The organism is Priestia sp. LL-8, assembly GCF_036227845.1.
Lineage (GTDB): Bacteria > Bacillota > Bacilli > Bacillales > Bacillaceae_H > Priestia > Priestia zanthoxyli.
Window position 1 is genome coordinate 4,648,984 of record NZ_JAZAQH010000001.1, and the last position, 23,456, is coordinate 4,672,439.

Here is a 23,456-nt window from a genome sequence, read left to right on the forward strand (position 1 = left end):
GTCATACTGAGGGAATTTTTTTAGTATCTCCACAAACTCTCCAATCATGTTCTATTCTCTCCACAATTGTAAAGAAATTTCCATATTAATTTACATCGTTTTAGTACTGCCTCCACAATTAAAGATTAAACTGAATAATAAAGACGTATTTATTGAAAAGGGAGCGACTCTATGAAAGCCAAGTTAATTCAGTATGTATACGATGCCGAATGCCGATTATTCAAAAGCGTCAACCAACATTTTGATCGAAAGCACTTAAATAGATTTTTGCGTTTACTAACTCACGCCGGCGGAGCCACGTTTACCATTGTGATAGCGTGCTTGCTGCTATTTCTGCATCCTTCATCCGTCGCTTACGCTTGTGCGTTTTCTCTAGCCGTTAGTCATATTCCAGTCGCCATTGCTAAAAAACTATATCCGAGAAAACGACCTTATATTCAATTAAAACATACAAAAGTGTTAGAAAATCCATTAAAAGATCATTCATTTCCATCTGGACATACAACAGCTATTTTTTCGTTGGTTACCCCTCTTATGATTGTTTATCCAGCCTTCGCTGCTGTTCTTTTGCCTCTTGCAGTAACGGTAGGAATTTCAAGAATTTATCTCGGTCTGCACTATCCGACGGATGTCATGGTAGGTCTGATACTGGGCATCTTTTCAGGTGCTGTTTCACTGAACATATTTTTAACCTAATTGATAGGAGGAGTACTAATGAGAATTGCTTTATTTACGGATACATTTGCTCCAGAAGTTAACGGAGCTGCTAAAACACTTTATCAATTTACTCAGTATGTCAAATCAAAGCAAATTCCCATCCAGGTATTTGCTCCTGAATTTGCTCATGATCAGTCATTTTCAACGTATGTTCACCGTTCGCCCAGCATGCCGTTTTTCCTTTATCCAAACAGCCGCTTTTCATTGCCAAACGTTCTAAAAATTAAAAAGCAGCTGCGGGAATTCAATCCTTCTATTATTCATTTGGCCACTCCTTTTACAATGGGGCTTTGCGGCTCCTATTACGGGAAAAGATTAGGTGTTCCTCTTGTCGGCTCTTATCATACCAATTTTGATGATTATTTATCTCACTATGAACTTGAAAAAATGCGTGTACCATTGCAAAAATATATGAAATGGTTTTATAAACCTGTACAAAAAATATTCGCTCCCTCCGAAGTGACCAAACAGCAGCTAGAAGAACAAGGGTTTCACAACGTAGCTATTTGGTCGCGAGGGGTGAATCACAAATTGTTTCACCCCCACTATGACCGCTTTGATATTCGTATTAAATATAATATTAAAAAACCCTACATTTTAACTTATGTAGGAAGATTAGCTAAAGAAAAGAACGCTGATTTTTTAATGAAAATCGCACGATCTCTACCCGATCATATCCGCCATCAAATTCACTGGGTTATTGTGGGAGACGGCCCTTTAAAAGAGCAAATGCAGCAGCAAGCATCTGAGCATATGACATTTACAGGCTTCCTTGAAGGTAAGCAACTTGCTCATATCTATTCATCATCTGATTTGTTTGTTTTTCCTTCAGAAACAGAAACCTTCGGAAATGTTGTACTGGAGTCTCTTGCTTCTGGAACTCCTGTAGTGGCAGCAAATGCAGGAGGCGTTAAACAGATGGTTCAGCACGGGCGAAACGGCTACCTTTGCAAACCTCACTCCTTAGAAGAATTCAGTTCGGCTATTACAGATTTACTCGATGATTTGCATCAGCGGCTTCACTTTGGCCATGCAGCGAGACAATATGCTCTTACTCAATCATGGGACGCCATTTTTCAGCATTTGCTTTCAGAATATGAAGGTGTCGTAGAAAAATCTGCTGCAGGTATTCAGTGGGCATAAAAAAAAATCTCCGTTTTCACGGAGATTTTTTTTATTATTTAGCTAAAGCTTGAGTTTTTAATGCTTCCGCTTTGTCTGTGAACTCCCAAGGAAGCTCTACATCCGTACGACCAAAGTGGCCGTAAGCTGCTGTTTGCTTATAAATTGGGCGACGTAAATCAAGCATTTTAATGATGCCTGCTGGACGTAGGTCAAAGTTTTTGCGTACTACGTCTACTAGTACTTCTTCAGAAACTTTTCCTGTACCGAATGTATCAATTGAAATAGATACTGGCTGTGCAACACCAATTGCATATGCTAGTTGTACTTCACATTTATCAGCAAGATCAGCTGCTACAATGTTTTTCGCAACATAACGAGCTGCATAAGCTGCTGAACGGTCTACTTTTGTTGCGTCCTTACCAGAGAATGCACCGCCGCCGTGACGAGCATATCCGCCGTAAGTATCAACGATAATTTTACGACCAGTTAAACCAGCATCTCCTTGAGGACCGCCGATTACGAAACGTCCTGTTGGGTTAATGAAATACTTTGTATTTTCATCAATTAACTCGTTTGGAACAACTGGATTAATAACATATTCTTTTAAGTTACGCTGAATTTGCTCTAACGTTACTTCTGGGTGATGCTGAGTTGAAATAACAATTGTATCGATGCGAACAGGTTTGTTGTTTTCATCATATTCAACTGTTACTTGTGTTTTACCATCCGGGCGAAGGTAAGGAAGAATTTCTTCTTTACGTACTTCTGTTAGACGGCGAGCAAGTTTATGAGCTAATGAAATTGGAAGAGGCATTAATTCTTTTGTTTCGTTACATGCGTAACCAAACATTAACCCTTGGTCTCCAGCTCCGATTGCTTCGATTTCTTCATCTGACATTTGACCTTCACGTGCTTCTAACGCTTGGTCTACACCAGCAGCGATATCAGCTGACTGCTCGTCGATAGATGTTAATACTGCACAAGTTTCAGCATCAAATCCGTATTTTGCACGAGTATAGCCAATTCCTTTAATTGTTTCACGAACTGTTTTAGGAATATCCACGTAAGTAGAAGTTGTAATTTCACCACTTACTAAAACTAAACCAGTTGTTACGCTTGTTTCACAAGCAACACGAGCATTTGGATCCTTTGCTAGGATAGCATCAAGAATTGAGTCAGAAATTTGGTCACAAATTTTATCGGGATGTCCCTCTGTAACAGATTCTGACGTGAACAGACGACGTTGTGTTGACATCAGTTTTCCTCCTTATAAATACGATACATTGTGATACGGTACTCATTCCCTTATTTTCATTACACGTTAAAAAATATAAAAAAACCTTTCCTTGTATCGAGGAAAGGTATCAAATTCTACATAAGCCTTTCACTCTTATCGATCAAGGTTGTGCCCTTGCATCAGGTTAGCACCTTATCGTCTACACAAAAAAATGACGATGGTTGCTGGGTTTCATAGGGCCTGTCCCTCCACCAGCTCGGGATAAGAGAGTATCCGTTCAAGGACATATAATACATGAAAAAGCGCTTCACTGTCAACAACATTCAAATGGAAATCATCTCTTTATGTTTGAATCTGTTTTAATGTAACATACTCAAATTCTGAAATAGTATACCTTATTAAGAATCATCACTAAGTTTGGTTAATAAGACAGATCAAAATGAAGCTTTCACTTAAAATAGCCTCACTTTTTTCGCTTCTAGCACATATACATGTGTCTAAAATAGGTATAACGTACATTTTTTTATAATGCACAAACATTTTTAGTTAAATAGTATAGAATAATTAAATAAATGTGTTATACTAATTATAAATTTCAAACATTAATGAATAAATAATAGCTAAAAAAGGAAGGTAGTGCACATGAGTACTGTTGATATGTCTATCGAATTAAATGGTTTGCTTCAATTAAAAACAACAAAACATCAATTATCTGTTCCACAACTTGTTGAAAAAATTCTAGCTCGACGCGAAGGGACGCTGACTTCTACAGGTGCTGTGTCAGTCGAAACCGGAAAATATACAGGTCGCTCTCCTTTAGATAAATTTATTGTAAGCGATGCTGTATCTTCAAAAACGGTTGAATGGGGACCTGTCAATCAGCCAATTTCTGCTCAGCGATTCGATGCGCTATACAAAAAAGTCTTAACCCACTTAAAGAAGCAGGATGAACTTTTTGTTTTTAATGGATATGCTGGAGCTGATAAAAAGTATCAGTTACCAATTCAAGTAGTTAATGAATTTGCATGGCATAACCTATTCGCTCAGCAGTTATTCATTCGCCCTTCAGCCGAACCAAAAACAAATGATGATGTGAAGCCGTTTACAATTGTAGCAGCTCCAACGTTCAAAGCTGACCCTGAAACAGACGGGACGAATTCTGAAACCTTCATTATTCTTTCGTTAGAGCGACGTATTGTGCTAATTGGAGGAACTGAATACGCTGGTGAAATGAAAAAATCTATTTTCTCAGTGATGAACTTCTTGCTTCCTCAAAACAATATTCTATCTATGCACTGTTCTGCTAACGTAGGAGAAGAAGGTGACGTTGCATTATTCTTTGGTTTATCTGGAACGGGTAAAACAACGCTTTCTGCTGATGCAAACCGTCGTTTAATCGGAGATGACGAGCACGGTTGGTCAAGCTCTGGTGTATTTAATATTGAAGGAGGATGCTACGCGAAGTGCATTCAACTTTCCGAAGAAAAAGAACCGCAAATTTTCAATGCAATTCGCTTCGGCGCCGTACTAGAAAATGTAGTGTTAAATCAAAATACGAAAGTAGCAGATTACAATGATAATAGTTTAACAGAGAATACTCGTGCCGCTTATTCAATTGACTCTATTGATAATACGGTATTGCCAAGCGTTGCTGGGCATCCTACAGCTATTGTCTTTTTAACTGCTGATGCTTTCGGCGTCTTGCCTCCAATCAGCAAGCTTACAAAAGAACAAGCGATGTACCATTTTCTGAGCGGATATACTAGTAAGTTAGCTGGAACAGAGCGCGGCGTAACATCGCCACAGGCTACTTTCTCTACATGCTTTGGTGAGCCTTTCTTACCTCTTGCTCCAACAACTTATGCAGAAATGCTAGGAAAGAAAATCGATGAACATAATGTAAATGTCTACCTTGTAAATACTGGATGGACCGGCGGTGAATACGGCGTAGGCGAACGAATGAAGTTAAGCTACACTCGAGCTATGGTTCAAGCAGCCCTTGAAGGAGAACTAGCTAATACCGAAACAGTAACAGATGCTATTTTTGGTTTATCGATTCCAACTCATGTTCCGGGAGTTCCTGATGAAGTGCTTCAGCCTTCTAAAGCATGGAACGATGCAACAGCTTATAACCAAAAAGCAACTGAGCTTGCTGCTAAATTCAAAGCTAATTTCAAGCGTTTTAATGATGTAGCATCTGACATTTCAACATTAGGCGGACCTAGAGTCTAATAAAAAACCGATCGTCTTATAGACGATCGGTTTTTTAATTAGTCGAATGTAATTTTGTCAGTTCATATGTGACAATAGTTTTTTCCTGCGCCATTTCTACCTTACGCACAACAGCAGTTCCAATACATTCTCCATTTTTCGTTTTGTGAATGTTTAATGGAATATCTAACGGATACAAGCGATATCCTTTTTTCTCAATTTGAAAAATGTTATCCGTTACACGCTTTTCGTTGCCTTTTGTCACAATCATTGTATTTAATTCTAGCGGCATACCCATTTTTTTCTCACTCCTCACTGTTATTCTACTTGTTTTCTCTATCGTAGCATATCTTTTATTGCGCTTTCATCCACTTCGTTAACTTCTTCACCGTTTCTCGGTTTTCTTTTGGTGGAAAAGCATGTGGAAAGTTTTCGAAGTACCAGCTGGTAACTTTTTTATTGGACTTCTTTAGTTTAGATTCGAGCTGATAGGAATGATCAACCGACACGTTTTTATCTTCTAAACCATGAATAAGCAAGACCGGCGGCTCGACGAGATGAGCACGGTTCAAAGGTGTCCTCCATTCGTATCTTTCAGGATATTTAGAAGGAGTTCCTCCAATCACCCGCTTCATCATTCTTCTTAAATCTTCTCTTTCTTCATATGTCAGCACCATATCCGTGACGCCTCCCCATAACACAAGAGAACGGCTGTCATTTTTTTCAATGGCTGTGAGTAAAGCCATCACTCCCCCTCTTGAAAACCCAAAAATATGAATGCGGTCATGGTGGACGTTAGGGAGCTGTTTCAGTAAATCGTAAGCAGCAAAAGCATCGTAACGATCATCTCCTGCAAAATCTTCGTTTCCTTCGCCTCCTTGATTTCCCCTATAGAATGGAGCCATCACAATAAAACCTTGAGAAGCAAATTGAATGAGTCGAGCAGGACGAACCGTTCCTACGTTCTTAATACCTCCTCTCAAGTATAAAAAGCCGTCATACATTCCTTGTTCTTTTGGTTCCGCGAGCATCCCTTTAATTTTAAGTCCTTGACATGCATATGTAATTATCCAAAGCGCCACGCGAGGGTTAGGTGACGGAAAACGCTGTTTATGTAGAATTGTTCCATCCTTCATTTTTTTCCTCCATTCTTTATATAACTGGCCTGTTTTTCACCCGGCAACCTATATCGGCAATCGTTGAACTATACTTCTTTGATTTTCCACACGATTATATAGGCACTCACCTTCTTCCACTTCCTTACATACATTATCATAAAATATTTTATTATTTTAAGGAGGTTTGCTTTATGAAACCAATCAAATGGCTTTTTTCTTTGCTTGCTATTATGATTTTACTCATTCCACTAATTAGCTGCAGCAAAACAACATCTGTACAAACGGTTCGTGTCGGCGAAGTAACTCGCTCTATCTTTTATGCTCCCCAGTACGTCGCTATTTCAAAAGGTTTTTTTGAAGAAGAAGGACTAAAGGTAGATTTAAAAACAACGTGGGGCGGAGATAAGACAATGACGTCACTTTTATCTGATGGCATCGACGTTGCCTTAGTCGGCTCGGAAACTTCAATCTACGTATATGCACAGGGTTCTAGTGATCCCGTCATCAACTTTGCACAGCTAACCCAAACCGATGGAACATTTCTAGTAGCACGTAAAAAGGTCGATCAATTCTCATGGGATCAGCTTAAAGGCAAAACGTTTCTTGGTCAACGTAAAGGCGGCATGCCGCAAATGGTAGGGGAATATGTGTTGAAACAGCATAATATTGATCCTAAAAAAGATGTAAAACTCGTTCAAAACATTGATTTTGCTAACGTTGCAAATGCTTTTGCTTCTGGTACTGGAGATTACGTTCAATTATTTGAGCCAACGGCTAGTATTTTAGAGAAACAAGGAAAAGGACATATCGTTGCTTCCTTCGGAAAAGAATCAGGAACAGTTCCTTATACAACATTTATGGCCAAAGAAAGCTATTTAAAAGATAACCCTGAAGCAGCAGCTAAATTTACTCGAGCTATTTACAAAGCACAAAAATGGGTGAATACACATAGCACAGATGAAATTGCTGAAGTGGTTGCACCGTATTTTGAAGATACACCTAAAGAAACGCTGAAAACGGTTATTGACCGCTATAAATCCCAAAAATCCTTTGCAACTAACCCTTTATTAGATCAAAAAGAGTGGGATCATTTACAAAAAATCATGGACGAATCTGGAGAACTTCCAAGACACATCGATCACAGCAAGCTAGTCAACACAAAATTCGCAAAGGATGCAATGAGTGAGTAATATGACAAAACTTCACATTCAAGATGTTCAGCATATGTATCTTACGACAAAGTCTGCTACCACTGCACTTGAACATATTAACTTGTCTATTGAAGAAGGAGAATTTGTTTCCTTTCTCGGCCCAAGCGGATGTGGAAAAACGACGCTTCTATCGATTATTGCCGGCTTGATTGAACCATCGTCCGGCTCTGTCACAATAGACGGTGAAAATATCGGAACATCAGTCCCGAACATCGGTTATATGCTTCAACAAGATTACTTGTTTCCGTGGAAAACCATTAAAGAAAATATTTTACTTGGGCTTGAAATTCGCGGACAGCTAACAGATAAAACAGAGAGTAAAGCACTTTCACTTCTAAAAGAAATTGGTTTACAGGGCGTAGATGACCTATATCCGCACCAGTTATCCGGAGGCATGAGACAACGCGTCGCTTTAGTCCGAACACTTGCGATTGACCCTGCTATTTTACTCTTGGATGAACCTTTTTCAGCACTTGATTTTCAAACAAAACTCAAGCTTGAAGAACTTGTCTCCAAAACACTGATGACTTATCAAAAAACGGCCGTTTTGGTCACGCACGATATCGGCGAAGCCATTGCTATGAGCAGCCGAATCTTTTTATTCTCAGCCAAGCCGGGGAAGATCGCAAAAACATTTACGGTTCCTTCTATTTTGCGAACCCTTTCTCCGTTTGAAGCACGCCAGCACCCTGTCTATAACGATTTATTTATGGACATATGGAAGGAGCTTGATCAACTTGAAACCCACTAGCTCCCTAAATACTCTTCACGAAAACTACCTTCGCAAGGTTCGCGGCGAAAAACGATTAGTACTGAGCGTGCAGATGATCATTTTCTTAGCCTTTTTTAGCTTCTGGGAACTAGCTTCTCGTTTAAAGTGGATTGATCCTTTAATTTTCAGTTCCCCTACTAAAGTATGGCATTTATTTTTAATTAAACTTGCCGACGGCTCGCTAGCAGAACATATTGGTTTTACATTATTTGAAACGGTTCTTGGCTTCATTTTAGGCACATTGCTAGGTATTTTACTTGCAACGGCCCTTTGGTATTCAACTAGGCTTGCAAACATATTAGACCCTTACCTCGTTATTTTAAACGCCATGCCCAAAGTAGCGCTGGGCCCTATTTTAATAGTAGCGATCGGTCCAGGATTTTTCTCAATTTTAACGATGGGAGCGATTATATCCGTTATTATTACATCCATCGTCGTTTACACAGCCTTTAAAGAAGTTGATCCAAACTATATTAAATTACTAAAAAGCTTCGGTGCAACGAAAACCCGCTGTTTTAAAGAAGCAATTCTGCCAGCTTCCATGCCTGCCATTATTTCCACATTTAAAGTAAATGTCGGCTTATCTTGGGTAGGCGTCATCGTAGGAGAATTTTTAGTTTCTTCAAAAGGGCTTGGATATATGATTATTTATGGTTTCCAAGTTTTCAACTTTACTCTTGTTCTTCTCAGCTTATTATTAATTGCCATTTTCGCTACGATTATGTACCAAGGCGTTGCTTATTTAGAAAAGAAATTGATCCGACGCTCATAAAAAAATCCCCCCGTACAAACGGGGGGATTTTTATTAATACGATGCTTTTACAAAAATGTTCGCTTTACATATTTCATTACATATTGTAAAACATTATCTTTCATGATGAAGCTGTATGCATCATCTTGTTGAATACCCGAAGGTAGTTCATCAATCATTACTGGACCATCTGTTTCCATGTAGTCTTCTTTTTCAATTACATTTCCAATAGTAGCAAAATAAATGTTTTTAATAATGGTCTTTCCTTTACTTACTACTTTGTACTGACCAATATAAGTTAAAGAAGAGACTTCTCCGCCTGTTTCTTCAAATACTTCTCGAACCGCTGCTTCTTCTGGTACTTCATTGCCTTCTAGTTTTCCTCCGGGAAATTCTAAACCTCGTTTTGAGTGATTCGTTAGCAACCATTGGTTTTCATACCTGCATACGACCCAAACATGACGTGGAGTTTTCGAGAATGGATTTTTTTCAAATGATAAAAATACTTGATTATGATATGCATCCTTAAATGTGTACATGGTCGACTCAAACTCCATTTGATTTTTCCCTTATTTTATCATACATTACGGCCATACCTGATAAGAAAAGTATGCTCGTACTTTTTTTCTTTGCTTTTTACCCCTTATTCCGTCCTATCTGAAGATAAAATATTCATCTGTTTGATATGTGATTTTGTTTCATCGTCTCCCAGCTGATAAAGCATGGCATATATGTCAACTGTTGTTTTATCGTACATATCATTTTGAGAATCATGATGATATTCTAGATACGGAATATGTGATCGCCAAAAGCTTGACCAATCGCTTGAAGAGCGCTGATCTAAATAGGTTCTCAGCTGCTCCACTTCTTCATCTGTTGCTTCAATCGCATAATTCCAGTCTGAAGCAGTATTTGACTGATTGATTTCCCCTGAACTCAGAGATACATAATATTTTTTTGTCATGAAAGATATTCAGCTCCTTCTTTCTAGTGCCAACTTATCTTTCTTATGTGTATCTTATTCTTTTTTTATACACTCTACGATTTAAAGCGGTCTTTTAAAATCGCTATTGCTTTTTTTAACGGCTCTGGAATGGGAACCCCTACAATTCTTGCGTTTTCTGTAATTGAAATCATTTCGTTTAAAATATAGAACAAAATAGCTCCATCTCGAATAATATGACCGTTTTCCCAAAATACAGAATCGATAAAGTTTGCTACAGCAATCATGGCAAAAATAAAAATCTTTTTGGCAATTCCTTTAAAACCTACTTTGCTAGATAAACGTTTATTTATAAAAGCTGCAATTGTACCCGTCAAGTAATCCATTGTCACTAATGCTACTAAAGCCATTAGTAAATAGTCCCACTCTCCAAATAAAAAAAAAGCCAGTGAACCTAAACTTGAGATTATCAAGACAGAAAGCTTCTGCATATCCACTTTTTTCACCCTTTCAGCAGTCATAAGCAGTCATATCCCTACAGTATATGCCGGTGAAAAAAAAGTGTTCGTCCATCTTATCATAAAAAAACCTGCGAGTACTCGCAGGTTTTACTTACTTGCCTAGGAATGATTTTAACATCCACGTATGCTTTTCTAAGCTTTGATGAATGGCTAACAGCATGTCTCCTGTTGTTTCGTCGCCCGCTTCACCGGCTGCATCCATTCCTTCTTTTAATTCAGCAGTTAGCGTATCAAAATCGCTTACTAAAGAAGCAACCATATCTTTAGCCGTTTCGCTTCCATCCGCTTCTTTAATAGAAGAAAGTTCTAACGATTCTTTCATTGTTGCCACAGGTTTTCCTTCTAATGCTAAAAGGCGTTCTGCAAGGTCATCAATAATTGTAGCTGTTTCCGTATACAGCTCTTCAAACTTTTCATGAAGAGTGAAGAATTGTTCACCTTTTACGTACCAGTGAAAGTTATGAAGTTTTATGTACATTACACTAAAGTTTGCCACTTGTTTATTAACGATTTCATTTACATTTGCTGCCATGTTTTTCGCTCCTTTGTGAACTCTTTGTATAGTATAGTTGTACCCTTTTTTAGTTGATTAAAACATTTTTTTCATAAAAAGAGACATTTCCCTTTCTTTAATCATTTATCTTTTCCAAATAAAATAAGCAGCCCCGCGGACTGCTTATTTTTAGCCAAATACTTTTTCTAAATCTTCTTTGTCCTGTTCTAACCAGAACTTCATCAAGCGTTTTGCTCCTTCTAAATCGTGAAGTTTCGCTTGACCGCACTGCTTTTCGTTTGCTGCTGGAATTTCAGTAATATTAATTGCATCTTTTAACGTATCGTCTAACAAGTCAATAATTTCACGTACAGTTGGCTCGCCGCTCACTACTAAGTAGTACCCAGTTTGACATCCCATAGGCGAAATATCAATAATATCAAAGTGATCATATTTTTCTACATGAGTACGAATGTTAAAAGCTAATAAATGCTCTAACGTATGAATAACGTCGGGCTTCATTGCTTGTTTGTTTGGCTGGCAAAAACGAATATCGAATTTATTTACAACACCGTCGCTTCCCACTTTGTGAACACCGCAGTGTCTTACGTAAGGTGCTTTAACCGCATTATGATCTAGCTCAAAACTTTCTACTGATGGCATAATACCACTCCTTTTTTCTTCTTTCACCTATCATAACATGCAATTCCGATATATTTCATCCATTTAATAACCTTTATTTCTTTTAGTTGCTTTTTATTCCTTCTATCCCTTATAGTATGAGCAAACACGAAAGAAAGAACGTGATAATAAATGATTGCAAAGCTTTTGCTTTTACTTATAAAAGGGTATCAAAAAGGAATTTCACCTTTTCTTCCGGCAAGATGCCGCTTTTACCCTACTTGCTCACAGTACGGAGTTGAATCCATTAAACGTTTTGGTGCCGTAAAGGGATCTTATTTGACTGTAAAGCGCATTTTAAAATGCCACCCTTTCCATCCGGGTGGCATTGATGAAGTACCTGAGAAAAAATCACACTAAGCTTTAGTTGTTTTCGATTGCTTCGTACCCATTTACAACAACATCTAGCTTTCCTGTATTTGGATCAATAACTAGTCCATGTACAGGAGTATCTTTTGAAAATAGAGGGTGGTTACGGATTGTCTCTACACTATGCTGAACAGTCTCTTCTACTGAATCAAAACCTGTTAACCATTGTTTCAAGTCCATAGAATATTCAATGGTATTAATCACTTCATCTGAGATGCCTTTTGCTCTTACTTTCTCTAAAAAAGGTTCCGCCTGAAGTTTACCTGCTCCGCAGTCATGGTGACCAATTACACATACCTCATCGGCTTGAAGCTCGTACACAGCTACTAAAATGCTTCGCATAATACTTCCAAATGGATGTGAAACAAGTGCTCCTGCGTTTTTAACAATTTTCACATCTCCGTTACGCAGATTTAAAGCGTGCGGAAGCAATTCTACCAATCTTGTGTCCATACACGATAAAATAACCATCTTTTTATCAGGGAATTTGCTTGTTTCGTAAAGTTCGTACTTCTTTTCTTCTACAAATTTTTTGTTGAATTCTAAAACATCTTGTAATAAGCTCATTTGCTGTCTTCTCCTTCATAAAAAAATTCTTTCTTGTATTATAATACTTTTTCCTATAAGATGAAAAGTGTTAAATCGTAATCATTATTATTTATAAACAAGAAAGTAGGTTATAACAGTGAAAAAAATTCCCGTTACCGTTTTAAGCGGATACCTTGGTTCAGGTAAAACAACGCTTTTGAACCATATTTTAAAAAATAAAGAAGGTTCAAAGGTCGCGGTTATTGTCAATGACATGAGCGAAGTAAATATTGATGCAGACTTAGTTAAACAAGGCGGGTTTTCTCGAACAGAAGAAAAGCTAGTTGAAATGCAAAATGGCTGTATTTGCTGTACGCTTCGAGATGATCTAATGAAAGAGGTAGAACGCCTAGCTGATAATGGTGATATTGATTATATTGTCATTGAATCTTCCGGAATTAGCGAACCTATCCCTGTGGCTCAAACATTTACTTATATTGATGAAGAGCTTGGCATTGATTTAACTCAGAAATGTTCATTAGATACAATGGTCACTGTAGTAGATGCCAATCGCTTTTGGGAAGACTTTTCATCCGGCGAAAGCTTATTAGATCGCAAAGAAGGAACGGATGAAAACGATACAAGAGAAGTAGTTGATTTATTAATCGATCAAATTGAATTTGCAAACGTCATTTTGTTAAACAAAGTTGATTTGTTAACAAAAGACGATGCAGATGAGCTGCAGGCTGTTCTTCACAAATTAAACCCAGAGGCCATTGTTATCCAAACCGTTAATAGTGAGGTAAAACTTGAGTCTGTACTTCATACCGACTTATTCGACTTTGAAAAAGCTAGTCAAGGAGCCGGGTGGATTAAAGAATTAAATGAAGAACACCATACGCCTGAAACAGAAGAGTTTGGTATTTCTTCTTTTGTATATAGAAGGAATCGTCCCCTTCATCCTGAACGTTTTATGAAATGGTTAGAGAATTGGCCGGTTGATATTGTACGTGCAAAAGGATTTTTCTGGCTTCCTTCACGCAACCATATGGCAGGACTTCTTTCTCAAGCAGGTACGTCTATTATGATTCAAGGAGCGGGTGAATGGGTGGCGACGTACACAGCAGAGGAAAGAGAACAAACCTTAAAAGAAGAGCCTGAATTACGAGCAAAATGGGATGAACAATTTGGAGATCGTATTAACGAGCTTGTGTTTATTGGTATTGATATGAATAAAGCTGAAATAATTGAAACTTTAGACCGCTGTTTGCTGACAAATGAGGAAATGAATCAGGATTGGGCTACTTTCAAAGATCCTCTTCCGAAGTTTACAGTAAGTGCGTAATTTTTTAGTTTTCAAATCGTAATAATTACGATATAATAACATAGGTCATAAACGGTTACGATACGAACGGAAGGAGCAACATAATGAAATTCAAACCACTTTTAATGGTGCTGGCATTAGGAATTGGAACAGCCCTTGCAGGGTGCAGTTCAAGCAGTGCAAATAACGCATCTGATAATAAAAACAAAAAATTAGAAGTTTACACAACAATTTATCCTTTACAGGACTTCACTGAAAAAATCGGTGGAAAATATGTAGAAGCTAAAAGTATTTTACCAACTGGTGTAGATGCGCACTCATTTGAACCTACCACAAAAACAATGGTCAAAATCGCAAATGCGGACGCATTCGTTTACTCAGGAATTGGGCTTGAAGGTTTTGCAGATAAAGCACAGTCTACACTTAAAAATGAAGATGTCGCTTTAGTAGAAGCTGCAAAAGGAATTGAACTAGCAAAGAGTTCTGAAGATGAGCATGCACACGAAGACGAAGACGAACATGCACATGAAGAAGAGCATAACCACGGAGATACAGACCCTCACGTTTGGCTTGATCCTGTTTTAGCTATTCAATTAGCAGAAAATATTAAGAATGAACTTATTGAATTAAAACCAGATAAAAAAGCAGAGTTTGAAAAGAACTTCCAAGCGTTAAAGACTCAGCTTGAAGATGTAGACCAAGAGCTAAAAACAACGATTGGCGACGCACCTCATAAAGAAATTTTAGTATCACATGCAGCCTATGGCTACTGGGAAAAACGATACGGCTTAAAGCAAATTAGCGTAGCGGGATTATCTCCTACAAATGAGCCGTCTCAAAAACAATTAGAAAACATCGTAAAACAGGCAAAAAAAGACCATATCAAATACTTTATCTTTGACCAAAATTTAAAGCCTAAAGTGTCTACGCTTGTAAAAAATGAAGTGGGAGCTCAAGCTTTAACCCTTCATAACTTAGAGTCATTAACGAAAAACGATGTTAAAAATAAAGAAGATTATTTCTCCATTATGCAACACAACATTGATACGCTGAAAAAAGCATTATATTAATAAAAAAACTAGCCTCCCGGCTAGTTTTTTTATTGTAATTTATATTTTTGCTTAAAGCGTTCTACACGGCCGCCTTTATCAGCAAATTTTTGTTTTCCTGTATAAAATGGATGTGTATCCGAACTGATTTCAACTTTTAAAAGCGGATATGTGTTGCCATCTTCCCATTGAACGGTCTCATTTGATTGTTTTGTAGATCCTGATAAAAATGATGTTCCGCTATTTGTATCCATAAATACAACTTTACGATAGTCTGGATGAATATTTGTTTTCATTAAATATCTCTCCTTTAAAACAATATATATTTATTATAATCGTAATGATTACTATTTTCAAGTGATATGTTTTACCAATTCTGATGCATAAAGTGTGGTAAAAAGTGGACAATAAGGTTTATCAATACTTTACTGGAAAGGTTGAAAATGAATGGATCATTTAGTTACTGCACGTTCAATGTTTGGTCTGAACATGGGAGTACATATCATCTTTGCTACTCTTGGCGTCGGCATTCCTCTCATGATTTTATTGGCTGAAATTCTTTACTACAAAACAAAAGATAAAGATTATGAACTTATGGCACAGCGTTGGACAAAAGGAGCTGCTGTCCTGCTTGGAGTCGCTATTCCTACGGGAACGATTGCTGGTGTACAATTAGCGTTGCTTTGGCCGGGTTTTATGGAAATCGTAGGAAAAGTGATGGCTCTTCCTTTTCAAATTGAAATTTATGCTTTCTTTATTGAGGCTCTTTTTCTCTCTATTTACGTATACGCAGCGGACCGTATTTCTCGAAAAATGAGGATTATCAGTCTAATTTTAGTAGCAATAGGAGCTCTTGCCTCTGCCGTTTTAATTACAAACGTGCACGCATTTGAAGGAACACCTGCTGGCTTTCGAATTTTAAATGGCGAAATTGTAAGCGTAGATCCTTGGGCAGCTTTCTTTAATCCGAGTTTCTTTGTAACGTCCGGCCACGTAGCCGTTTCTGCTTATACAACTGGAGGCTTTGTCATTGCTTCAGTCGCTGCCTTTAAAATGCTTCGTGCGCGAAAACATAATCCAAGAGAATATAAATTTCATCATAAAGCGTTGATGATGGGATTAGTAATTGGCGGGATTTTTTCTTTTGTAACAGCTTTGAATGGACATGAATCGATGCAAAAAGTATACGAATATCAACCCGAAAAACTTGCAGCAGCTGAAGGTCTATTTGAAACGCAAGATCATGCGCCATTAGCTTTAGGCGGATTTACAGATGAAGAAGAACAGCGAGTTAAATACGGAATTGAGTTTCCATGGATGCTTAGCTTCTTGTCAGGTAATAGCTTTGACACAGTGATTACTGGGCTCAATGACTTTCCGAGGGATTATTGGCCGCCGCTTTTTGTGCATACCTTGTTTAACGGTATGGTCATTATCGGATCGATTTTAATTTTAGTAGCGCTAGTGGGCGTTGTTTGGTACAAATTTTTAAAGAAGAAAAGCTTCCCTAAGATTTTTATGTGGGCATTTGTCGCAACGGGTCCTCTCGCTATCATGGGCATTGAATTCGGCTGGATTTTTGCATGTACAGGAAGACAGCCTTGGGTCATTTACCGCATTATGCGTACATCAGAGGCGGTTACCACTTCTGCTAATTTGCATATTCTATTTTTTTTATTTTTGCTTGTTTATATCGTACTCGTGGCCGCAGTCGCCCTTGTACTGGTGTTTTATTTCAGAAGAAATCCGCTTTCTAAAGAGCTTGCTGCGCAAGCAGATTAAAAAGGATGTGAGAATATGGGTGATTCATTACTAGCAATTACTGTAATATGGGGCTTCATTTTTATCTATGCCGTAATGGGAACGATGGACTTTGGAGCTGGTTTTTGGTCGATGGTATATATTAACCGTACGAAAACAAATGCTACAGATGTAGCAAACAGATATCTATCGCCGACGTGGGAAGTAACCAATGTATTTATCGTTGCGATTGTTGTTGCGCTGTTTAGTTTTTTTCCTCGAGCTACATTTACGCTTGGAACAGTGCTACTAGTACCGGGAAGTATCATTTTACTTCTCTTATCTATTCGAAGCGGATTTTTAGTGTTTTCACATTATGCTAGCAGCTTCAAATATCGGAGAGCGTTGGTTTATGTATCCGGTATATCTGGCGTATTAATTCCTGCTTTTTTAATCGCCGTACTGCCAGTAAGTCAAGGTGGATTTATTGATGTAATTGACGGGACGCAGCGATTAAATTTAGCAAGAGTGTTTTCAAGTCCGCACGTCTATTCATTTATTGGTTTTGCCATTACCTCTTCCCTGTTTCTTTCGTCTCTTTTATTAGCAGATTACTCGAAGTCATCTGACGAAATGGAAGCTTATGCGGTCTATCGGCGCGATGCGCTCATTACAGGACCTCTTTCACTGCTAATGGCTATCTTTATTATGATTACAATGCAATCAGAAGCAAGCTGGTTATATGATAAAATGATGCAGTTTAAGCCCCTTCTTTACGGATCTGTAGGTCTATTTGTAGTAGCTGGTATTGCTCTGCTGCTGCCTTCTCAAAAAGGAAAAGGAATGCCTCGTTTAGCCGTGGTATCAATCGTCCTTCAATATTTCTTAGCAAGTTACGTATACGGACGAAGTCATTTACCGTATGTCGTGTATCCAAACGTAACGATTGAGAATGGATTTACACATCCCGATGCGTTTCATTCGTTATTTATTGTGTATATTGTTGGCTTTGCGATTTTATTTCCTGGATTCTTTTATTTCTGGCGTCTATTTATGAAAGATAATAAAGAATACAGCAAAAAGAAGCCATATTAAAAAACCCGGTCAGCACTTGACCGGGTTTCCTTATGAAGTAGCAGATTTTTCCACTACTTCAGCAAAGTCTTTAGCGAATACCTTACATTTTTCTACATCTTCTCCAAAGGGAGAGAGCTCGATTTTCAAACCAGGAACAGCTATATTTCCGTTGCGTCTCTTTATTTTTTCTTCAATTAAATCAACTGCTCCGCAAAAAACATCATATGATGAATCACCTGAACCAAATACAGCCATCTGCTTTTGACTGAGATCTATATCATCCATTTCATCATAAAGATCTAAAAAATCATCTGGCAGCTCTCCATCTCCCCACGTATAAGCTCCAAAGATAATAGATTCTGCGGACACAAGGTCAGAAGCATCAATATCATATACTTCTGCTCGTTTCACATGCAATCCATGCTTGAGTAATTCTTCTTCAATCAAATCGGCTATCGCTTCTGTGTTGCCTGACATACTCGCATAAGCTAGTAAGATTTCCTTCATGTAAATGACGCTCCTTTACACCAGCAGTGTTGGCCGCACATCCCCTTCTTCCCAACATTCTTGCTTAAGAGGACAGTTTTTACACTCACTGGATGCATAATTCTTTTGAAAATGTTTTGGTTCCATTAAGACACTTTTGACAATATGTAGTTGAAGTATGGCTTTTTTATAATCGCCTGGTGTAATATGATAAGTTGTTGTTTCTCCGGTTAATAATGAATAAAAACGAATTTGTTCAGGAACCTTTTTAAAAGCTTGTCTCGAAAAAACGATAATAAAGTCTTTCATTGCGTTCTTCACTTCTTCATGGTCATCTAGAATGAATTTTGTTACCGTATAAGACTTCTCTGTCCATGCAGCAAAATCAATGGTTAGAGAAAGGTTGCTTTGAATTTCTTCTACATAAACGCTGTATTTCTCAAACACAAAAAGCGGTAGCTCCACATGTGTTTTCTCGCCTAAAAACCTCAGTAAATAATCGCTTACTTTAGCTAACACATCGTAATAGTGAATGGGTGATGAAAACATATTTGGCTTTAGGCGCCAATATTTTTCAATAAGCTGTAAAACATAGAGGTTTGAGCGATACTCAACTGGCTTGCTATAGTATGTTTTAATGATTTGATGGACAGTTACTTGAACATGCTGTTTCCAATCTATAGATGTCTTTTTCAAAAGCAGCTGCTGCTGATAAAATTTGTACGGACATCGAATAAATTGTTCGATGTGGTCGTTAGAGAGTGTCTTTATGTGCACTTTTATCGGTTCCACCTATGTCTCACCACCCTAATTGAAATTCATTCTCAATAATGATTAAAAATTAAATCATGAAATTTGCTCAATCACTTTACGAATAGCACTCCATGAATGTTTGACGAAATAAATCGGTTTTTTTTGTTTTTTTGCTTTCTCTTTAATGACTTTTGCCATATTGTGATTAATAAAATCCGTAATAACTAATACAAACCCAATATGTTCGGGTATTTCTCGCTTCACCATATTGCTTTTACGGCCATCTAAATGAATTACTTCATTAAATCCTTCTCCCGCTAAACGATCTGTAATATGCTTTAACCTGTCTCCTCCTACAACCATAACTGATGACATGTTTGTTCCCTCCCAATTAATTATTCATTTAATGATTTGACAACAACCTGTATTCTTTACTATATACACAGTTTAATTGAGAATGATTCTCTTTGTCAATGTTTAATTGATAAAAATTCTCAATTAAAATGAAAGTCTACCACCTTTCTTATAAGTTAGTTGAATTTTGACCATACTATAGCTATCACATACAAAGGAGGGTTAACGTTGGAACAAAACATTCTTTGTGAAGTAAATAACTGTCACTTTTGGAAAAATGGAAATCACTGCAGCGCAGAAGAAATTTACGTGGTAAGTCATAGCGGAAAACATGCAGCAAGCAGTTATGAAACAGACTGTAAAACGTTCAAGCCAACTGAAGCATAACCCGCAAAAGGACAGCCTCTGGGTTGTCTTTTTTCTCTCTTCAAGATCATAAAAAAGGAGACTAGTATGAAAACTGAACAACTGATTCATTTTTTTAAAGAAGAAGCCATAAAAGCAAATGAACAAACCTTTCCAATCTATGTACAATCGTTTACTCATTTATGGACATACAAATGGGGAACACTTGAAAACATTCCAGAAGAAATTGATGACTTAATTACTACACGTGCGTTAGAACTTGGACTTATTCACTTAAAAAAAGCTGACTAATCAATAAGAAAATTAGTCAGCTTTTGTGTTTATAGATCATCAAATCCATTCGCATCTGATGCTTTTGTATATTGTCGTGATTTCTGTTCAAAGAAATCCGTTTTCCCTAAATCTACCTCTTGATAAGCAATAATCCAACGAAGAGGATTTTCAATCGGTGCTTCTGGGAAAGCAGCTCGACCGAAGCCTAACTGATTACAGCGTTTATTAGCCATGTATTCAATATACTGCTGCAGCTCTTTCATCGTGATGCCGTCGAATTTTTCTCCGATAACAGATTCCGCCCATTCAATTTCAAGACGAGCTGCCTCTTGGAACGTTTCAACTACAAACGTTTCTAGCTCCTCCGTACGATAAGCTGGATTTTCATTTAGTACTTCCTTGAAAATCTTTTCAAATAACCCAACATGAAGCTGTTCATCACGATTGATATAGTTAATCATAGTAGATGTCGCCACCATCTTTTGATTTCTCGCAAGATTATAGAAGAACGCAAATCCGCTATAGAAGAAGAGACCTTCTAAAATAACATCATATACCATAGACTTTAAAAAGTTTTCAACCGTTGCTTCTTCGCTAAATGCTTTATATCCGTTTGTAATAAAGTCATTTCTAGCGCGAAGCTTTTCGTCTGTGCGCCAGTATTCAAATACTTCATCTTGTTTTCCTTTTGGTACAAGACTTGATAAAACATATGAATACGAATGATTATGAACCACTTCTTGCTGCGCTAAAATAATCATTAGAGCATTAATCGAAGAATCGGTTACATAGTCAGCTACTTTGCTAGCATAATCTGATTGAATACTGTCCAGTAGCGCCAGCAAGCCAATAATTTTTAAAAAGCTCTCTTGTTCGTCAGCCGTTAACTGAGGGAACTGCTTAATATCTTGACCCATATTAATTTCAAACGGCGTCCAGAAGTTAGCTAGCATACGCTTGTATTTAGGGAACGCCCATGAAAATCGGACGTCATCCCAGTTTAAAATATTTGAGCTCTTGCCGTTGATGATTCCTGTCGAACGGTTCGGAGCTGTTTCGTTCATTAATTCTCGTTTTAACATGCTTGTCATCAATTATTCACTCCTTTTAACTATGACAGCTTTCACATTCTTCAATGACTTCACTTGATGTTGAACGTACGTAGTAGGTCGTTTTTAACTTTTCTTTCCATGCCGTCATATGAAGATCCAGCAGCTCTTTTGCTCGGATATCATTTTGCACATATAAGTTGAATGAAATGGATTGATCAATATGGCGCTGGCGCTTGGCGTTTTGCTTAATGCTCCAGTGCTGATCAATTAAATAAACGGACTTATAATACCAGTTTGTTGCTGGTGATAAATCTGGTGCCGTCACCGGGATTTTATAGTTTTTCTTTTCCTCTGAATAAAACTTACGGAAAATCGGATCAATACTCGCAGTAGAACCCGCGATAATAGATGTTGATGAATTAGGTGCTACAGCCATTAAGTATCCATTTCTTATCCCATTGTTTTGAACTTCGTTACGCAGTTCACTCCACGCTTCGCTTGTGTATTTACGTGTTTCAAAATAAGCGCCTGACTCAAAATCTGAGCCTTTAAATAATGGATATGCGCCTTTTTCTTTAGCTAAGTTCATGCTTGCCTGTACGGTTAAGTAAGCAATTTGCTCATACAATTCATCGCAATATGCTACCGCTTCATCTGTTTCCCATGCTATTTTCTTTAAGGCAAGCAAGTGGTTCCAACCAAATGTCCCAAGCCCTACTGCGCGGTATTTTTGGTTTGTTAGTTTTGCTTGAAGTACCGGCAAATCATTTAACTCAATAACGTTATCAAGCATGCGTACTTGAATTGGAATTAAACGTTCAAGCACATCTTCAGTTACGGCTCTCGCTAAGTTAATAGAAGAAAGATTACATACAACAAAATCGCCCGGATTCTTTGTAATAATAATTTTTCCGTCTTCCGTAATTTCCTCCGTTACGACCGTTGTGCTTTGATTTTGCGTAATTTCTGTACATAAGTTGCTGCAGTAGATCATGCCCTCGTGGCGGTTTTGATTAGCTCTGTTAACCGTATCACGATAGAACATATAAGGCGTTCCAGTTTCAAGCTGCGAAAGCATAATGCGCTTGAAAATTTCAATAGCAGGTACTGTTTCTCTTGAAAGCTGTTCATTATTTACACACTCAGCGTAACGAGTGCGGAACGAACCGCTGCCTTCTTCTTCATCATAAAAATCTTCTAACGAGTAGCCCATCAGCGTACGAACTTCGTGAGGATCGAATAAGTGCCAGTCTTCACGTGCTTCTACTTTTTCCATAAACAAATCTGGCAAACATACGCCAGTGAATAAATCATGCGTGCGCTGACGTTCGTCACCATTGTTCAAACGCGCGTCTAAGAATGAAAAGATGTCTTTATGCCATACGTCTAAATATACGGCAATAGCTCCTTGTCGTTGACCTAGCTGATCGACACTTACAGCCGTATTATTTAGCTGTTTCATCCATGGAATTGTTCCTGATGATACGCCTTTAAAACCTTTTATATCACTTCCTCGGCTTCTAATATGACCGAGGTAGACACCAATTCCGCCTCCATTTTTACTAAGCGTGGCCAAATCTGTATTGCTATCATAAATACCGCGTAAGCTGTCATCAATCGTATCAATAAAGCAGCTAGATAGCTGTCCATAGCTCTTTCCTGCGTTTGAAAGTGTTGGTGTGGCAACCGTCATATATAGACTAGAAAGCGCCCAGTACGCTTCTTTTACTAATGCTGTTCGATTTTCTTTCTTTTCTTGAGACATCAGCGTCATAGCAATGATAAGAAAACGTTCTTGCGGTAATTCGTATACGCGCTTATCATGTGATGTCGCTAAATAGCGATCTGCTAATGTCAGCAATCCAATGTATGTAAATAAACGATCGCGTTCAGGAATAATGACTGAGGCAATTTCATTAATTTCTTCTTCTGTATATGTTTTTAATAGCTGTTTATTATAAATGCCAATTTTTGTTAGTTCTTGAATAAGCTGATAAAACGAACCGTACTTCTCTTTTTTATCGTAACCTCGGTTGTCCGCTGCTTTTCGATATAGTTCGTTTAAGTAGACGTCTGCCGCTACGTACGTCCAATCTGGTTCTTCCATTGAAATACGCTCTAAGGCTGCTAAAATTAGGACGTTTGCAACCTTTTCGTCCGTCATATTTTCCTTTACTGTAACAGTTTGAATAACCTTTTCCTCATACAAAGAAAAATCAAGCTGCGTAAATTCTTTTTTTAAACGTTCAATATATGCAGTTAATTCATGTAGAATTGTAGGCTTTAATGTATTCACCATAAAGAT

At 37.8% G+C, this 23,456-nt stretch carries 28 protein-coding genes and 1 riboswitch; of the genes, 13 read left to right on the forward strand and 15 right to left on the reverse strand.

Annotation, left to right across the window (positions count from 1 at the left end; translation table 11 throughout):
* Nucleotides 1-171: 171 nt before the first annotated feature.
* Both U9R83_RS24235 and U9R83_RS24240 read left to right on the forward strand, forming a co-directional pair.
* Nucleotides 172-696, forward strand: a complete 525-nt coding sequence (locus U9R83_RS24235) for a phosphatase PAP2 family protein (RefSeq protein WP_014457968.1) — start codon at nt 172-174, stop codon at nt 694-696.
* Nucleotides 697-714: 18 nt separating this feature from the next.
* Entirely contained in the window at nt 715-1,860 is a 1,146-nt protein-coding gene (locus U9R83_RS24240; RefSeq protein ID WP_243550036.1) for a glycosyltransferase family 4 protein, read from the forward strand.
* 34 nt (nt 1,861-1,894) lie between these two features.
* Here the strand turns inward: U9R83_RS24240 and metK are convergent, their stop codons facing one another.
* Nucleotides 1,895-3,097: a methionine adenosyltransferase gene (gene metK / locus U9R83_RS24245; protein WP_013059536.1), complete on the reverse strand. Its 1,203-nt coding sequence runs from the start codon at nt 3,095-3,097 to the stop codon at nt 1,895-1,897.
* Nucleotides 3,098-3,229: 132 nt separating this feature from the next.
* Nucleotides 3,230-3,347: riboswitch (SAM riboswitch) on the reverse strand.
* A 374-nt stretch (nt 3,348-3,721) separates the two neighbouring features.
* Here metK and pckA point away from each other — a divergent pair.
* Nucleotides 3,722-5,311 (forward strand): phosphoenolpyruvate carboxykinase (ATP), encoded by a 1,590-nt coding sequence (pckA, locus tag U9R83_RS24250; protein WP_014457965.1) that lies wholly within the window; start codon nt 3,722-3,724, stop codon nt 5,309-5,311.
* A 34-nt stretch (nt 5,312-5,345) separates the two neighbouring features.
* Here the strand turns inward: pckA and U9R83_RS24255 are convergent, their stop codons facing one another.
* On the reverse strand, nt 5,346-5,588 hold the full coding sequence (locus U9R83_RS24255) for a DUF2584 domain-containing protein (protein WP_014457964.1): 243 nt from the start codon (nt 5,586-5,588) through the stop codon (nt 5,346-5,348).
* A 55-nt stretch (nt 5,589-5,643) separates the two neighbouring features.
* Entirely contained in the window at nt 5,644-6,426 is a 783-nt protein-coding gene (locus U9R83_RS24260) for an alpha/beta hydrolase family protein (protein ID WP_014457963.1), read from the reverse strand.
* Between the two features lie 173 nt (nt 6,427-6,599).
* Between U9R83_RS24260 and U9R83_RS24265 the strand changes: the two genes are divergently transcribed.
* The 3 genes from U9R83_RS24265 to U9R83_RS24275 all read left to right on the forward strand — a co-directional run bounded on the left by U9R83_RS24265 (nt 6,600) and on the right by U9R83_RS24275 (nt 9,163).
* A complete protein-coding gene (locus tag U9R83_RS24265) occupies nt 6,600-7,598 on the forward strand; it encodes an ABC transporter substrate-binding protein (RefSeq protein ID WP_014457962.1) in 999 nt (332 codons plus the stop codon).
* Between the two features lies 1 nt (nt 7,599).
* Entirely contained in the window at nt 7,600-8,370 is a 771-nt protein-coding gene (locus U9R83_RS24270; protein WP_221779464.1) for an ABC transporter ATP-binding protein, read from the forward strand.
* Between the two features lie 73 nt (nt 8,371-8,443).
* Nucleotides 8,444-9,163 carry an ABC transporter permease gene (locus U9R83_RS24275; protein WP_014457960.1) on the forward strand — a complete coding sequence of 240 codons (720 nt, stop codon included), beginning with the start codon at nt 8,444-8,446 and terminating at the stop codon, nt 9,161-9,163.
* A 47-nt stretch (nt 9,164-9,210) separates the two neighbouring features.
* Here U9R83_RS24275 and ytkD read toward each other — a convergent pair whose 3' ends face one another.
* The 5 genes from ytkD to U9R83_RS24300 all read right to left on the reverse strand — a co-directional run bounded on the left by ytkD (nt 9,211) and on the right by U9R83_RS24300 (nt 11,762).
* Entirely contained in the window at nt 9,211-9,681 is a 471-nt protein-coding gene (gene ytkD / locus U9R83_RS24280) for an RNA deprotection pyrophosphohydrolase (RefSeq protein WP_014457959.1), read from the reverse strand.
* Between the two features lie 104 nt (nt 9,682-9,785).
* Nucleotides 9,786-10,106 (reverse strand): hypothetical protein, encoded by a 321-nt coding sequence (locus tag U9R83_RS24285; protein ID WP_014457958.1) that lies wholly within the window; start codon nt 10,104-10,106, stop codon nt 9,786-9,788.
* A 74-nt stretch (nt 10,107-10,180) separates the two neighbouring features.
* Entirely contained in the window at nt 10,181-10,606 is a 426-nt protein-coding gene (locus U9R83_RS24290) for a phage holin family protein (RefSeq protein WP_028410466.1), read from the reverse strand.
* Between the two features lie 91 nt (nt 10,607-10,697).
* On the reverse strand, nt 10,698-11,138 hold the full coding sequence (locus U9R83_RS24295) for a Dps family protein (RefSeq protein WP_013059546.1): 441 nt from the start codon (nt 11,136-11,138) through the stop codon (nt 10,698-10,700).
* A 150-nt stretch (nt 11,139-11,288) separates the two neighbouring features.
* Entirely contained in the window at nt 11,289-11,762 is a 474-nt protein-coding gene (locus U9R83_RS24300) for an S-ribosylhomocysteine lyase (protein ID WP_013059547.1), read from the reverse strand.
* A 150-nt stretch (nt 11,763-11,912) separates the two neighbouring features.
* Here U9R83_RS24300 and yidD point away from each other — a divergent pair, with 150 nt between their 5' ends.
* Nucleotides 11,913-12,140 carry a membrane protein insertion efficiency factor YidD gene (yidD, locus tag U9R83_RS24305; protein ID WP_013059548.1) on the forward strand — a complete coding sequence of 76 codons (228 nt, stop codon included), beginning with the start codon at nt 11,913-11,915 and terminating at the stop codon, nt 12,138-12,140.
* A 3-nt stretch (nt 12,141-12,143) separates the two neighbouring features.
* On the opposite strand, the gene U9R83_RS24310 is transcribed toward yidD, so the two are convergent.
* Nucleotides 12,144-12,716 carry a beta-class carbonic anhydrase gene (locus U9R83_RS24310; RefSeq protein ID WP_014457956.1) on the reverse strand — a complete coding sequence of 191 codons (573 nt, stop codon included), beginning with the start codon at nt 12,714-12,716 and terminating at the stop codon, nt 12,144-12,146.
* A gap of 118 nt (nt 12,717-12,834) precedes the next feature.
* Between U9R83_RS24310 and U9R83_RS24315 the strand changes: the two genes are divergently transcribed.
* Complete coding sequence (locus U9R83_RS24315) at nt 12,835-14,022, forward strand: GTP-binding protein (protein ID WP_226554855.1); 1,188 nt, start codon at nt 12,835-12,837, stop codon at nt 14,020-14,022.
* 83 nt (nt 14,023-14,105) lie between these two features.
* Nucleotides 14,106-15,071 carry a metal ABC transporter substrate-binding protein gene (locus U9R83_RS24320; RefSeq protein WP_115655007.1) on the forward strand — a complete coding sequence of 322 codons (966 nt, stop codon included), beginning with the start codon at nt 14,106-14,108 and terminating at the stop codon, nt 15,069-15,071.
* Nucleotides 15,072-15,100: 29 nt separating this feature from the next.
* Here U9R83_RS24320 and U9R83_RS24325 read toward each other — a convergent pair whose 3' ends face one another.
* Nucleotides 15,101-15,346 carry a type B 50S ribosomal protein L31 gene (locus tag U9R83_RS24325; protein WP_013059552.1) on the reverse strand — a complete coding sequence of 82 codons (246 nt, stop codon included), beginning with the start codon at nt 15,344-15,346 and terminating at the stop codon, nt 15,101-15,103.
* Between the two features lie 151 nt (nt 15,347-15,497).
* Here U9R83_RS24325 and U9R83_RS24330 point away from each other — a divergent pair, with 151 nt between their 5' ends.
* Nucleotides 15,498-16,832, forward strand: coding sequence for a cytochrome ubiquinol oxidase subunit I (locus tag U9R83_RS24330; RefSeq protein WP_014457952.1), 1,335 nt, complete (start codon nt 15,498-15,500; stop codon nt 16,830-16,832).
* Between the two features lie 15 nt (nt 16,833-16,847).
* A complete protein-coding gene (locus U9R83_RS24335) occupies nt 16,848-17,885 on the forward strand; it encodes a cytochrome d ubiquinol oxidase subunit II (RefSeq protein ID WP_014457951.1) in 1,038 nt (345 codons plus the stop codon).
* A gap of 30 nt (nt 17,886-17,915) precedes the next feature.
* Here the strand turns inward: U9R83_RS24335 and U9R83_RS24340 are convergent, their stop codons facing one another.
* From U9R83_RS24340 to U9R83_RS24350, 3 genes are read right to left on the reverse strand one after another with little or no spacing between them, the layout of a single operon-like run.
* Nucleotides 17,916-18,374, reverse strand: coding sequence for a flavodoxin (locus tag U9R83_RS24340; protein WP_221779470.1), 459 nt, complete (start codon nt 18,372-18,374; stop codon nt 17,916-17,918).
* 15 nt (nt 18,375-18,389) lie between these two features.
* Nucleotides 18,390-19,145, reverse strand: coding sequence for a hypothetical protein (locus tag U9R83_RS24345; RefSeq protein WP_226554854.1), 756 nt, complete (start codon nt 19,143-19,145; stop codon nt 18,390-18,392).
* Nucleotides 19,146-19,199: 54 nt separating this feature from the next.
* The gene (locus U9R83_RS24350; protein ID WP_013059557.1) at nt 19,200-19,481 is read right to left on the reverse strand and encodes a DUF2325 domain-containing protein; all 282 of its coding nucleotides are present in this window, start codon (nt 19,479-19,481) and stop codon (nt 19,200-19,202) included.
* A 207-nt stretch (nt 19,482-19,688) separates the two neighbouring features.
* Between U9R83_RS24350 and U9R83_RS24355 the strand changes: the two genes are divergently transcribed.
* Both U9R83_RS24355 and U9R83_RS24360 read left to right on the forward strand, forming a co-directional pair.
* Nucleotides 19,689-19,847 carry a DUF1540 domain-containing protein gene (locus tag U9R83_RS24355; protein WP_013059558.1) on the forward strand — a complete coding sequence of 53 codons (159 nt, stop codon included), beginning with the start codon at nt 19,689-19,691 and terminating at the stop codon, nt 19,845-19,847.
* Between the two features lie 66 nt (nt 19,848-19,913).
* Nucleotides 19,914-20,117 carry a hypothetical protein gene (locus U9R83_RS24360; protein ID WP_013059559.1) on the forward strand — a complete coding sequence of 68 codons (204 nt, stop codon included), beginning with the start codon at nt 19,914-19,916 and terminating at the stop codon, nt 20,115-20,117.
* Nucleotides 20,118-20,146: 29 nt separating this feature from the next.
* On the opposite strand, the gene U9R83_RS24365 is transcribed toward U9R83_RS24360, so the two are convergent.
* Both U9R83_RS24365 and U9R83_RS24370 read right to left on the reverse strand, forming a co-directional pair.
* Complete coding sequence (locus U9R83_RS24365; protein ID WP_013059560.1) at nt 20,147-21,190, reverse strand: ribonucleotide-diphosphate reductase subunit beta; 1,044 nt, start codon at nt 21,188-21,190, stop codon at nt 20,147-20,149.
* Between the two features lie 16 nt (nt 21,191-21,206).
* A complete protein-coding gene (locus U9R83_RS24370) occupies nt 21,207-23,450 on the reverse strand; it encodes a ribonucleoside-diphosphate reductase subunit alpha (RefSeq protein ID WP_115655009.1) in 2,244 nt (747 codons plus the stop codon).
* Nucleotides 23,451-23,456 lie beyond the last annotated feature (6 nt).

Bases quoted from the DNA above. Each gene is read 5' to 3' on its own strand.
- U9R83_RS24235 (WP_014457968.1), top strand. From the start codon at position 172: ATGAAAGCCAAGTTAATTCAGTATGTATACGATGCCGAATGCCGATTA.
- U9R83_RS24240 (WP_243550036.1), top strand. From the start codon at position 715: ATGAGAATTGCTTTATTTACGGATACATTTGCTCCAGAAGTTAACGGA.
- metK (WP_013059536.1), bottom strand. From the start codon at position 3,097: ATGTCAACACAACGTCGTCTGTTCACGTCAGAATCTGTTACAGAGGGA.
- pckA (WP_014457965.1), top strand. From the start codon at position 3,722: ATGAGTACTGTTGATATGTCTATCGAATTAAATGGTTTGCTTCAATTA.
- U9R83_RS24255 (WP_014457964.1), bottom strand. From the start codon at position 5,588: ATGGGTATGCCGCTAGAATTAAATACAATGATTGTGACAAAAGGCAAC.
- U9R83_RS24260 (WP_014457963.1), bottom strand. From the start codon at position 6,426: ATGAAGGATGGAACAATTCTACATAAACAGCGTTTTCCGTCACCTAAC.
- U9R83_RS24265 (WP_014457962.1), top strand. From the start codon at position 6,600: ATGAAACCAATCAAATGGCTTTTTTCTTTGCTTGCTATTATGATTTTA.
- U9R83_RS24270 (WP_221779464.1), top strand. From the start codon at position 7,600: ATGACAAAACTTCACATTCAAGATGTTCAGCATATGTATCTTACGACA.
- U9R83_RS24275 (WP_014457960.1), top strand. From the start codon at position 8,444: ATGATCATTTTCTTAGCCTTTTTTAGCTTCTGGGAACTAGCTTCTCGT.
- ytkD (WP_014457959.1), bottom strand. From the start codon at position 9,681: ATGTACACATTTAAGGATGCATATCATAATCAAGTATTTTTATCATTT.
- U9R83_RS24285 (WP_014457958.1), bottom strand. From the start codon at position 10,106: ATGACAAAAAAATATTATGTATCTCTGAGTTCAGGGGAAATCAATCAG.
- U9R83_RS24290 (WP_028410466.1), bottom strand. From the start codon at position 10,606: ATGACTGCTGAAAGGGTGAAAAAAGTGGATATGCAGAAGCTTTCTGTC.
- U9R83_RS24295 (WP_013059546.1), bottom strand. From the start codon at position 11,138: ATGGCAGCAAATGTAAATGAAATCGTTAATAAACAAGTGGCAAACTTT.
- U9R83_RS24300 (WP_013059547.1), bottom strand. From the start codon at position 11,762: ATGCCATCAGTAGAAAGTTTTGAGCTAGATCATAATGCGGTTAAAGCA.
- yidD (WP_013059548.1), top strand. From the start codon at position 11,913: ATGATTGCAAAGCTTTTGCTTTTACTTATAAAAGGGTATCAAAAAGGA.
- U9R83_RS24310 (WP_014457956.1), bottom strand. From the start codon at position 12,716: ATGAGCTTATTACAAGATGTTTTAGAATTCAACAAAAAATTTGTAGAA.
- U9R83_RS24320 (WP_115655007.1), top strand. From the start codon at position 14,106: ATGAAATTCAAACCACTTTTAATGGTGCTGGCATTAGGAATTGGAACA.
- U9R83_RS24325 (WP_013059552.1), bottom strand. From the start codon at position 15,346: ATGAAAACAAATATTCATCCAGACTATCGTAAAGTTGTATTTATGGAT.
- U9R83_RS24330 (WP_014457952.1), top strand. From the start codon at position 15,498: ATGGATCATTTAGTTACTGCACGTTCAATGTTTGGTCTGAACATGGGA.
- U9R83_RS24335 (WP_014457951.1), top strand. From the start codon at position 16,848: ATGGGTGATTCATTACTAGCAATTACTGTAATATGGGGCTTCATTTTT.
- U9R83_RS24340 (WP_221779470.1), bottom strand. From the start codon at position 18,374: ATGAAGGAAATCTTACTAGCTTATGCGAGTATGTCAGGCAACACAGAA.
- U9R83_RS24350 (WP_013059557.1), bottom strand. From the start codon at position 19,481: ATGTCATCAGTTATGGTTGTAGGAGGAGACAGGTTAAAGCATATTACA.
- U9R83_RS24360 (WP_013059559.1), top strand. From the start codon at position 19,914: ATGAAAACTGAACAACTGATTCATTTTTTTAAAGAAGAAGCCATAAAA.
- U9R83_RS24365 (WP_013059560.1), bottom strand. From the start codon at position 21,190: ATGACAAGCATGTTAAAACGAGAATTAATGAACGAAACAGCTCCGAAC.
- U9R83_RS24370 (WP_115655009.1), bottom strand. From the start codon at position 23,450: ATGGTGAATACATTAAAGCCTACAATTCTACATGAATTAACTGCATAT.